Annotated in this window: 7 protein-coding genes and 2 pseudogenes; all 9 read right to left on the minus strand. The window is 40.7% G+C overall.

The annotated features are described in order from the left end of the window. Positions 1–304: 304 nt before the first annotated feature. The gene (locus BUQ89_RS11615) at positions 305–1,540 is read right to left on the minus strand and encodes a pyridoxal-dependent decarboxylase, exosortase A system-associated (protein ID WP_028460866.1); all 1,236 of its coding nucleotides are present in this window, start codon (positions 1,538–1,540) and stop codon (positions 305–307) included. Beyond that, the gene (locus tag BUQ89_RS11620; RefSeq protein ID WP_028460865.1) at positions 1,537–3,123 is read right to left on the minus strand and encodes an acyl-CoA ligase (AMP-forming), exosortase A system-associated; all 1,587 of its coding nucleotides are present in this window, start codon (positions 3,121–3,123) and stop codon (positions 1,537–1,539) included. The genes BUQ89_RS11615 and BUQ89_RS11620 overlap by 4 nt, the downstream gene beginning before the upstream one ends. A gap of 47 nt (positions 3,124–3,170) precedes the next feature. After that, a pseudogene (gene prsR / locus BUQ89_RS11625) lies at positions 3,171–4,522 on the minus strand (PEP-CTERM-box response regulator transcription factor). Positions 4,523–4,693: 171 nt separating this feature from the next. After that, positions 4,694–6,778 carry an XrtA/PEP-CTERM system histidine kinase PrsK gene (prsK, locus tag BUQ89_RS11630; protein WP_028460864.1) on the minus strand — a complete coding sequence of 695 codons (2,085 nt, stop codon included), beginning with the start codon at positions 6,776–6,778 and terminating at the stop codon, positions 4,694–4,696. 103 nt (positions 6,779–6,881) lie between these two features. Next, a complete protein-coding gene (locus tag BUQ89_RS11635; protein ID WP_083399494.1) occupies positions 6,882–8,222 on the minus strand; it encodes a TIGR03013 family XrtA/PEP-CTERM system glycosyltransferase in 1,341 nt (446 codons plus the stop codon). Positions 8,223–8,379: 157 nt separating this feature from the next. Beyond that, a pseudogene (locus tag BUQ89_RS11640) lies at positions 8,380–9,666 on the minus strand (IS3 family transposase). A gap of 125 nt (positions 9,667–9,791) precedes the next feature. Continuing rightward, positions 9,792–10,481, minus strand: a complete 690-nt coding sequence (locus BUQ89_RS14290; protein ID WP_051537506.1) for a LuxR C-terminal-related transcriptional regulator — start codon at positions 10,479–10,481, stop codon at positions 9,792–9,794. A gap of 149 nt (positions 10,482–10,630) precedes the next feature. After that, entirely contained in the window at positions 10,631–11,149 is a 519-nt protein-coding gene (locus BUQ89_RS11650; RefSeq protein ID WP_051537505.1) for a response regulator transcription factor, read from the minus strand. A gap of 166 nt (positions 11,150–11,315) precedes the next feature. Continuing rightward, positions 11,316–12,128 carry a S1 family peptidase gene (locus tag BUQ89_RS11655; RefSeq protein WP_342742987.1) on the minus strand — a complete coding sequence of 271 codons (813 nt, stop codon included), beginning with the start codon at positions 12,126–12,128 and terminating at the stop codon, positions 11,316–11,318. Between the last annotated feature and the right edge of the window lie 52 nt (positions 12,129–12,180).

Genomic DNA, 12,180 nt, shown 5'->3' on the forward strand with positions numbered 1-12,180 from the left:
CAAATGAATATGAACCAGAAAGAATCCGACAGGTAATACGCATTCATTGAGTACCTAAGCAAGTTATACATCGGTGGGCGCACAAAATAACAAATCTATAGAGACTTTTACAAAAGTCTTCATCAGAAGCTTTATAATATTGATTACAAAGAATTAGTTTTCAACTATTGGGGTTTTGCAAAGGTCTCCTATAGTGTTTCCACTATTAACCAATAGCGACTCATTGTATACATCACAATCAAAACAATCTATCCCTCTACTCTTCTCTATTTGGCATACCATAACCGCCAGCATTCACAATCTCTTAAACTAATACCTCAATCGGTACTGGATGACTTAAGAATGCCGTCGGACTCGCCGTTAACCCGTATGCGCCTGATTGCAGCACCACAACCAAATCACCAATATCTGCCCTAGCCATTTCCATCTGATCCGCCAACAAGTCTAATGGCGTGCAAAGTGGTCCCACCACCGATACAATTTCTCGCTCACTATTGTGCACTCTGTTACCAATGACAACGGGGTAATTTTTACGAATGACCTGTCCAAAATTACCAGACGCAGCCAGATGATGATGTAATCCACCATCTGTCACCAAAAATACCTGGCCTCTTGATAATTTCCGTTCCAATACACGACACACATAAATACCCGCCTCTGCTACGATATAACGACCCAGCTCAATTACTATCCGAGATTCGGGTAGCTGTTGCTTTACTTTCAGTAATAAATGCTGCAAATTTTCACCTATAGCAGCTAAATTCAGCGCCTCCTCTCCAGGAAAATAAGGTACGCCGAATCCTCCGCCAATATTTAATATACGAACAGGCGCTGGAGCACTATTCGCAAGCCGCATGCCAAGTTGTAATGTTTTCTCATGCGCTTCCTGAATAGAAGCGGTTTTTAGATTCTGTGAGCCGCTAAAAATATGAAAGCCTAAAAAATTTAGGCCAATCTTACCCATTCGAGCCAGCATAGCCGGAACACGCTCCGAATCAACACCAAACTGTTTGGCCCCTCCCCCCATTTTCATGCCAGAAGATTTCAGCTCAAAATCAGGATTCACACGAACAGCTACATTAGGGCAAATACCCAGATGTTCACCCAATCTAGCAATATGCTCCATTTCCTGTTCAGATTCGATATTCAGTACAATACCTGCTGCTATCGCACAGGAAAGCTCAAATTCACTTTTTCCTGGTCCAGCAAAGCTAATTTTTTCGGGGGGCATTACTGTATCAAGTGCTATATTCATTTCTCCTGCTGACGCAACATCGATCCCGTCTACTAAGCTCGCTAAATGTTGTACGACTGCGGGCATGGGATTCGCTTTCATTGCGAAATGAAGATGGATCTCGGCAGGTAAATGCTGACGGAGAAATCTAATCCGTTCCGTGACCTTTTGTCTATCATAGGCATAAAATGGTGTTTTACCTACGCGTTGTGCTAACCGGGTAAGTTCCATGCCGCCAATCTGGAGACAATCATCATGTAATGAAAACTGGTTTAAAAGGGCATGCCTTGGATGCGCTTTTTTCACGAATTATTTTCCATAAAAATTTGCTGCAATTCCTGAAATAAATATTTCCGGTCAATTTTACCATTTGGATTGCGCGGAAGATTCCCCTCGCGGATATCAACAAAACTAGGTAGCATAAAAGCAGGTAGTTGATGCTTACAAGCCGCTAGCAGCACATTTACATCGGGCTTCACCCCTTCACGAGCGGTTGCGATTACAACAATAGCCTGACCCAGCACAGGATGAGGAACACCAATTGCGACGGCTTCTCCTACACATTCTGTTGCATAAATCACTTCTTCTACTTCGGTAGGACTGACACGATACCCTGAGGTCTTAATCATTTCATCACGCCGACCAATAAAATAAAGAAAGCCTTCCTCATCCATGCGTACCGTATCACCAGACCATACTGCCAATTCAGGAATAGTCAATCCAGTCTGGCGTGATGAAAGTGGTTTAAAACATGCTTTAGTTTTCTCAGCATCATTCCAATACCCCATGGACACTAATGGTCCACGATGTATCAATTCTCCAGGCTCACCAGGAGCACAGTGTGAGCCATCTTCGCGTAAAACCAGTATTTCTGCATTAGGAATAGCTTTGCCTATGGAATCAGGACGTTTATCAAGTTCATCTGGCGGCAAGAATGTTGAACGAAATGCTTCTGTGAGACCATACATCAGAAACACGTTTGTATCAGGCAGTGCAAGACGTAGCAAATCCAGTGTAGCCCGCGGCATTGCGCCACCGGAATTGGTAATATAACGTAATGATGAAATTGTTTTCCAATTTAATTGTGCTAACTGAATCCATAGTGGCGGAACAGCAGCAAGACCACTGATATTTTCTTCCTCCACAACATTAATAATGTCACGCGGTAATAAATAATTCATCAGAACATTGGTGGCACCAACATAAAATGCAGTCGTTAATTGGCTTAATCCATAATCAAAGCTCAATGGAAGTACTGACAAAATCCGATCATCCGGTTTATTCTCCAGATATTTGGAAACACTTTTAGCTCCTGCTATGATGTTCCGATGGGAAAGCACAACCCCTTTTGGCTTACCCGTGCTGCCTGAAGTATAAAGGATCGAAGCCATATCGCTGTCAATACGATGATATACCTTATAACTCCTATCAGAAGAGCGAAGATCCTCCCAACTCACGATATTCAGACCAGAAATAACTGGCAATTTATCCTCCGCACCGACTACCACGATAGTATGAAGATCATGACAAGCTATTAAAGTAGTCACAAGTAACTTTAGTCGTTCGACCGAAGTTACCAAAACTCTCACATTGCAGTCAGTCAGAATATAGGCTACCTGTACTGATTTGAGAAGTGGATTAATGGGGACAAATACGCCACCCGCTGTTGCTGCAGAAAATAACGCAATAACAGCTTCTAGGCGTTTCTCCAGATAAACCGCGACTCGTTCATTCTGGCTAAGGCCCCTATTAGACAAGCCGCCCGCTATAGCATCAACTTCGCTAGCCAGGGTGACATAATTCATTCGGTGGCCTTGATACACTAACGCTTCCGCGTCAGGCGTGCGCTCAGCGGATTCAGCAATCAACTCATGTACTAAATCAGTCATCAATAATTATCTTTATTAAAAAGGAAATAGTAAGACAATGCATCAGTTTATTTAAAACCGCAGCGATTCATTAAATCATAAATGGTAGGACGACTGACACCTAATAATCTTGCCGCTTGAGCAATATTTCCGTCTACCCTTGCCAAAGCTTTTACTAAAGCTCTACATTCTTCTTTTTCACGTATCTGACGTAGATTAATCGGTTCCATTTCCGTCTCAGTCGCCTGCACTCCAAGATCATTAACGCCGATTTGAGGCCCCTCAGCCATAATTACAGCCCGCCTGATACAATTTTCCATTTCACGCACATTACCTGGCCACGAGTATTGATCAATTGCAGCTAATGCTTCTTGACTAAAACTCAACGCAGCGCGTTTTTCTTTAATACAAAATTTATTCTTAAAATGATGTGCCAATAGTACAGCATCGCCTACCCGATCCTTTAAAGGAGGTATTGTAATAACAAGTTCACAAAGCCGATAAAAAAGATCCTCTCTGAAACGTCCAGCTTCTATCATTTTTTTAAGTTCTGATGCGTTGCACATACAATACGTACATCCACAGAAATTTCTTCACGCCCCCCGATTCTTTCTATTACTCTTTCCTGTAAAAAACGCAGAAGCTTAGCCTGAAGCAACATAGGTAAGTCACCTATCTCATCAAGAAAAAAAGTGCCCCCATTAGCCAGTTCAATTTTGCCTAATGTCTGCTTCATGGCACCAGTAAAAGCACCTTTCTCATACCCGAATAACTCACTTTCCAAAAGTGTCTCAGGAATAGCCGCGCAATTAATTGCGACAAAACGCTTCTTTTTTCTTGCGCTCAATTGATGAAGGGCGCGGGCCAAAACCTCCTTCCCTGTACCACTATCACCAAGTAGCATGACTGTTGCATCTGAGGGAGCCACCTTCTCTATATTACGACACGCTTTAATCAAAACGGCGTCGCGCGTAATAATACCGGCAATAGTAGAATCTCCTTGGGCCAACAATAAGTTGCGATTCTCTTGTTGCAATGCATGTAAATAAAATGCTCTTTTTACAACCAACCCCAACATTTCTGGATCAAACGGTTTCTGATGAAAATCATACGCACCCATTTCAATCGCTTCTAAAGCATTGGTGTGATCTTGATTTCCAGTCAGCACAATTAACTTGGTATCGGGCGAAAGCGCCAGTATCTGTTGTAACGTAGCCAATCCTTCGGATGATCCATCTGGATCAGGCGGTAATCCAAGATCCATAGTAACAACTGCTGGTTCATGTCGTCTAATCTGAGTCAGCGCACTTTCACGATCTGTTGCCAATAACACATCATAAGCATCGAAATTCCAACGTAACTGTTTCTGTAAACCCAGGTCATCCTCAACAATTAATAGTTTTTTTTTAGTCTGACTCACCTGCATACACTTACCTACTTATAATTGTCCAACCGAACATAATCAATATTCCGCTTTTTATGCTACTTATAAAGAAAAAAGCGCGTTCAAAAACTGTTATACGACATCTTCCCCGATTAATTAAACCTCTTACTATCCGGTATAAAATCACAATACAATCTGGCAAACTTTTTAAGTAACTGTGTTCATTGTACAATCCTGTTGCTGAAGTTGTAACACCAAACGAAACACTGTGCCAATCGATTCTGTACTCGTAACCTCTAGCCGCCCGCCAATTTCATTGACATATTCCCGACTTTCAAAAACGCCAATACCCATACCTGCTGATTTAGTGGATTCAAAAGGCCTAAAAAGCCGATCACTAATGAACTCTTCACTCATGCCATGTCCCGTATCCTGGATCTCAACTATTGCATGCTTGTTCTGTTTCATTAATCGAATCCGAACCTGACCACTTTTGGGCGTTGCTTCAATTGCATTCTGAATAAGATGGCCTAATACTCGTTCGAAGCGTGATCGATTGGCAGATACGATTAAATGGTGATCATACACTTCAAGAACAGGTCTTGGCTCAAAAACTGATTTATTCTCCACAATTCCCAATAACAATTGATCTAAGAGAAGCGGTGTCGATTCCTCTGTAGAACCAACATTACTCAATTTCTCCAGCAGTCGCTTCATTTTATTAATCGAAAGATTTACTGTTTGAATCATATCGTTCTGAAATTCAGGGTTATCTTTATGTTTCTCTGCATTCGAAAGTAGCAGTGATAATTGAAAAATCAAATTTTTCAAATCATGCACTACAAACGTAGACATACGATTAAAAGATTCAAACTGACGGGCGACCAAAAGCGCCCTCGTTGCCTCATCTTGCGCAAGATAACTTGCAGCTTGATTACCCGCCACCTTCAATAGATCCGTTACCTCCCAATTTACCTTTATCCGGCTTCTCGGTTCTAACAGTATGACAAATCCCAGCATCTTCCGATGTAAAATCAGCGGAATTACAAGCCATGCTCTAGGTATATCATGAAGCCACTGAGGCAAAATAATGGCTGCATATTTTTCTGGATTAGCGTTATATTCCAGCAAATCAACAACCCATTCTTTATTTTCCAGAAATTGGCAAAATGGACTATTGACTGCCTCAGATTGATTTGTCACAGCTATATTCCAATGTGTTGTCAATTCAAAATTATCCGCTTCTCGATTTAACCATAAGCCACCACCAGGACTTTCCACCAGCTGAGCCAAAGCCTCAATTACACGTTCTCTCAAATCATGTCCTCCTTCTGAAAGAGTACGTGTAAAGCGTAGCCATTCTTCTCTATAATCGTATTCATAACTAAAGAAATGCTTGCTGATAAATACCTTAAGCCAAGATCTTATCGTGCCGGAGAATAGTATGCCTATAAGCAATATTACCGCACCAAATAGAAAGGTCATCTGCAGGACGGTTCCCCAGCTTCCTCCAGAAAAACGTAAATAATAACCAGCAACCGCCATGACAAGCAGATAGATAGCGGTTCCAAATAGAGCCGTCGAATAAAACAAAATGTGACGTGACACAGCAATCCCAACGGCCCATCTTGGATTACGTGCAGCAGATATAGCTATCAGCGGAACAATCAAAGCATTAATTCCTCCGCGTGCAGCCCAAATATCTACATTTACGCTTCGAAACAGCAATGCATCGCTATACAAATAAAAATCATATATAAAGACGCCACCAATACCCAAACAAATAAATTTTATTCCCCAACGGTTCTCAATAGGCGTATTCCGGTAAAATTGCTCAATCAATATCACGCCAATAATCGCCATTACTACACCACCTATGCTACTACCTAAAAAAGTAATAGCACCATCGAAAAGTGGGTATGTTGCTTTATAAGAAAAAAGCGCGATGATAAAAAAAACAAGATAAAATAAGGCAATGATAACTACTGAAGATCTGGTTTTTAGATGAGATGTATTATTTGCCTCATATTGGAAAGGTCCTAACACCAGTATCAGGAAAGCAGACCAGCTCGCATTACGCAGTATTTCCAGAATATTAGTAAAATACGAGGTTGGATAACCCCAAGCAGCTTGGCACGCAAGTGCCGTCGCCCAAAGTGCAGAAAATAAACAAGCAACTGTCAACATCATGCCATAGAGACGTCCACGCCAGCTTGTCAGCAAAAGAATTGATAAAAATAAATAGGCTATCGCTGCTATCGCATAACTAATTGTGGCAATGTTCGTCAGCATATTACGTTATTCATCTCTTAGAATCTGATCGATTCCAGCGGTCACTCGGAGAAATAAGAAAAAGAAAGTAAATCAGACTATCGAGTACGATGGACGTCTGGTCTCATCGCCCACCCTTACCTAATATAACGACTTCAACAGTGTGAATCAGAATAATAACATCAAGAAATAAGCTATGATTCTTCACATAATAAAGATCGTACTGAAGTTTTTCTATAGTATCTTCTACTGAGGCCCCATACGGATAGCGGACTTGCGCCCAACCAGTAATTCCCGGTTTAATGCTATGTCGAATATTATAATAAGGCACTTTAGTACAAAGAATATCAACAAAATAAGGCCGTTCCGGACGAGGGCCAACAAAACTCATATCATTTTCTAATACATTAACAATCTGAGGTAATTCATCAATTCTCAATTTACGAATCACTCTACCCACCCAAGTTACCCTTGGATCATCTGCCATAGCCCATTGTGGATCTTTATCTTTTTCCGCATTTTTACTCATACTACGAAACTTCAAGATCATAAATGTTCGCCCTCCCTTGCCGACTCTTTCTTGCCGGTAGAAAATTGGAAAGCCATCTTCAATCAGAATACAAAAAATAGTAACCAACATAATAGGTAAAGTTGCGATCAATAAAATTCCACTGGCAACCAAGTCAAAAATTCGCTTGATGCTCGATCTCAAAAGGCTTTGATCAAATCCTCCCCCATATATTAGCCAACTTGGATGAAAAGAATCCATCCGAATATGTCCTTGCTCACGCTCAAAAAAAGCAGCAATATCAGTCACCTTAATGCCATGCATCTTGCATTCCAGTAATTCCTGAATAGGAAAATTTCCCCCACGTCGTTCCTGTGTCGCGATAATAATTTCCGCTACACTATACTGATTAATCAATGCCATTAAAGAATCTTTCTTAGGTAATACCACGGAATCTGGAACACAACGCTCCTCATCATAGAATGGAACAAAACCAACAATCTTGGATTTACGATAATCCATATTTTTTGTTTGGTTAATCAATTCATTTGCACTACCACCTATACCCAACACCAAGATGCGGTGTTGCAGCATTCCCATGCTCGGCCATTTAAACAAAAGAGACCGCACTAGCAGTACGCCAAACAAAGAAAGAAACATTATGATAATCAAGACGCCGCGACCCAGATAGATCTCAGGTATCAAATAGAATATTAATGTCATCAGACCAAAACCCAAAACCATCGAGGGCATCAGACGAAATAAAATAGCCTTAAAATCTAGCTGTGAATCAAGTTGGTACATTCCCATTAATGCCATGCTTGAAATCATGACAAAAACAAAGGTTATCGCCTGTGGAAGCAATGAAAGGAATGAAATAGATGAAGATTCATTCCAGTCCATAAAGCGGATATTTATCCCCAAATAAAACATAGCTATCAACAGCAGCAACTCCATACAAACAAGTAGAGCTGCAAATCTAGAGATATAATGATTATATATTTTCAGCAATATACTTCTCCCCGATTCGTATTTTGAAATAACGTTTATATTCCATTCTATTTTTTACGACGCTTAACAAATCAAAATACCGGACTTACACACTCTGACGTGATCAACTAATTCTGGACAATCCAGTTAAGCATAAGCAACTTTTTTCAGTTTCTGCTTCATATTGATTTGGGCTTTTATATCCCAGGCATGAATACAGCCGATGAACATTATAAAATACAGAAATAAGCTGCAATACACCTTGCTGTGCTGCATAACAGGTTTGATAGTTTTGCCACTGGACTGGTTCCTGTTTAAGGCCGCCGAAAAAACTTTCTGTTACAATATTATCGAAACGATCTCCAGTACGGCTCATACCACCGATTAAGCTAGGGGCTTTCGGTAGCCTCCGGTATTCTCTTTACTGGCATATTGCCATTCGCGATCCGAATACATAATCAATCTAGCTTACGATTGACGCAGCCAAATAGCCATTCTCAACGCATCACATACTAACCTCGTTTTCATTCTTGAACTCATGCTCCATCCAACCAACAATCTTCTTGGAAAACAAATTGATGACAACAACCAGATACAACCATCCTTCCTGTGTCTAGGTGCATGTCATGTCGCCAACATAGGCTTGATTCTGGTTTGTAACATCATACTCCTCGAACACCGGCTGCTTGTGATTGCTGCTAGTTGTCACCTTATACTGCTTCCGATGTCTCGCTTGCGGGTCAGCCCTCGCATCAGGCTTCGAGTTTTCCAGCGACCAACCGGATAATCCAAAGCATTCAGCACCTTTCTTATTCCGCGATTACCGTATGTATTATTGCTGGATTTCGCTATGTCTCGAATCTCCCCGAGTATTTTTTTCATGACACGATGCCTCATACCGATTACGAACGCGTCAAATATAATTATAGAGACTTTTGCAAAAGTCCTCGCCAAAAGTTTTTTACTATTGATTATAAATGGTTAATTTTTCAATTACTGGGGTTTTGCAAAGATCTCTTGTAATAGGTTCTGCAACTCACGCCCATGAGTTGACACATCAAGCTAACCGGGCAGAGCTTCTTTTTTTGGGTGACAAACAAATATTTTACTTCGTTTCTTTCGCGAAGAAGACCACGCCTACTTTAATATTTGCCTCTCCAGTTTGAGTTGCTTGATCTGTATCTTCAAACGTCGAATTTCTTGCTGCTCTGGCGCCAACTTCCCATTGCCTCTGAACGATTGCCCATCATCATCTGCCTCATATTTTTTAATCCAGCGCTTTAGCATATCAGCGTTAATCCAAGCCGCGTGCCGCTTCCGTTATTGTATATCCCTGATCCAGAACCAGGCTGATTGCATCTAATTTGAATTCCTTTGAGCACTGCTTTCTTGTTACCCCTTTTTCCTCCAGTTAAGAATGTTTTCTCTTAACTGCGTTATCCAAGTATATTAGACCATCCATTCAATCAACACATTCACAATATTTTTTCCGAACCCAAACACATTATTCGTTTAGTCAAAGAACCTTTAAGATAGTTATGCAACAGATGGGGGATCATTATGAGGATCTGGTTGGGATTGACTCAATGACATGACTGTATCTTTCATGATAAGTGCCAGTCTGAGTCGATCAGAGATATTCAGTTTTCTAAAAATTTCAGTTAAATGTGCCTTTACAGTTCGTTCAGTAATAGCCAACTGGCGGGCAATCCGTTTATTACTTTCTCCACGTCCTACAAGCATAGCAATTTCATATTCACGCCGAGTGAGATTAGCGAGCAATTCATTAACAGCCTGTTCAATCCGATTTTTCTCTTGAGTCACTTCAACTAACTCAGTCAGCATATAGCGAGAAAGTGTTCGTCTAACCCATAATTCGCCTCGTTGAATGGCTTTAATAGCATATCTGACTTGCTCTGATTGAATATCATCCCGACAGCAGCCTTTTATACCTGACTTGAACAACTCCCATTCCATTTCATCCGAAAGTTCAGGACTAAATACAACAACCTTCGTTTTAGTATTTAACTTTGCAAGGCCTACAATATCCTTCTGAGCATCTAGCCCCGGCAAACTATAATCAAGCAAAAGGACATCGGGTTTAGTTTTTACTAATTTATCTTTAAGTATATCGAGACTAACTGCAAAAAATATAGGAGAATAACCAAGTAACCCCTGCTTCCAACCAGTAAGGATTTTTTTTCGCGAACTTGCAAGCAGAATCAAAATGAGCCCCTGTAAAATTCCTATTAAATGCTCACCATATCTTATCTGTACGCTTCATCAGGAATAAATACAACAGCTTTTCTCTCTGTATTCAATTCTGCAGCATCTACAACAACAGTTTCCCAATATCAGATTACGGCAGATTATCGTCATGCACTCTCAATTGAGTTCTCATGAGATACGCACAGTATCTTATCCATAATCTTTCCCAGCATCTTACGTGGAATCCATGCCTCACCTTGTGCAACTGCATATACCGCCTTTGAGAAACCAAGAAGATCTACACCATAATTTAGAAAACCACGCGCACCATTAGCCAATGCTTTTAGAATCTGTTTTTCTTCGACCGTTTCATCAATTAATAAAACCACAAATGTCTCTGGACAATTATCGCGCAGAGCAGCCAATAAACCACAATACTTATCTAATAATAAGGATACATTAGCCAATAGAATTTGCGGCCTCAATCTCTTGATCCTTGTTACTGTATCTTCAACTAGATTAATATTGGCGCGCGACTGGATTCTGCGAGCACTCGTCATGTTCGTTTGATTGGATCGCAGATCTGTGAGTACTGCTATATTTTGCCTATCTTGCCGTAGAAACTGTTCTAGTTGTTTACGCTTCTTTTGATCTACGTCTACTACCGCCACAGTAATCGGTTGCATGTTTTCTCCTCCCTATGAGTCAAACACTCTCTCTTATCACTCCTGTTTATTAATACAAATTTATTTTTTTACTTATCCATTCATTCAATACTTTAATCTCTCATCGATCTAGTTTCAATTACAACAAGAGCCACCAAACAGTCACAAATTGAGCACCGATCCACTTTCACAATCTTTGTCTGCTCAACAAATCCTTAATATAATTTCCAGGAATAGCATAGCTTATGCCACTTGGATTACTGAGTGCCGATTCTTTCTTATTCTTAACAAAGACCATATTAACAATACCATATACCAAACCTGTCTCGGAATCATAAAGCGGACTACCACTGCTGCCGGGATATGCAATACCGTCCAGTTGAAACACCATAAATGGAGATTTCTTTAATTGTTTAATCATTGTTGCGTCAAGCTGTCGTGAGTTATGCGCAGGCAATATAATCGGTGTAATAGAAGAGATGATCGCCTGATGTGTGACAGGATAAAATCCAAGCACCATACCTATCGGAAATCCGGTATATGCCATCATTCTTCCTTCACGAATCATATCTGCATCTCCAAGTTTCATCGCAGGTAAAGCAGTACCCTCTATTCTCAACAAAGCCAGGTCATGCTCTTTATCCAATGCAACTATCGTTGCAGTTCTAAGACCAGGATTTTCTCCCTTACCCGTTATCACAACATATGATTCCATCCTCTCCCTATCTAAATTATTCGGCACAACGTGAGCATTGGTAACCACGTGAATACCATCTCCAACCACAAAACCTGTCCCCAAGAAATTAACCGGTGGAGCACGCATTTTTTGATAGGACCCTATTCCAACAATAGCTGGTTTGATCTGCTTGATAGTTTGAACAAGTTGAGCATGACTCAACGAAGTAAGAGAAAGTAGCCCAAGGAAAGCAGTTTGTTTCATGAAACATAAAGAAAACATGACGCAAACTCGCCAGCCATTTACCAAGCTAATATTTTTCATCCATATCTCCTCAATGATCCGAGATTTTTGCAAAAGCCCTCGTCAGAAGTTT

The organism is Nitrosomonas cryotolerans ATCC 49181 (assembly GCF_900143275.1).
Taxonomy (GTDB): Bacteria; Pseudomonadota; Gammaproteobacteria; order Burkholderiales; family Nitrosomonadaceae; genus Nitrosomonas; species Nitrosomonas cryotolerans.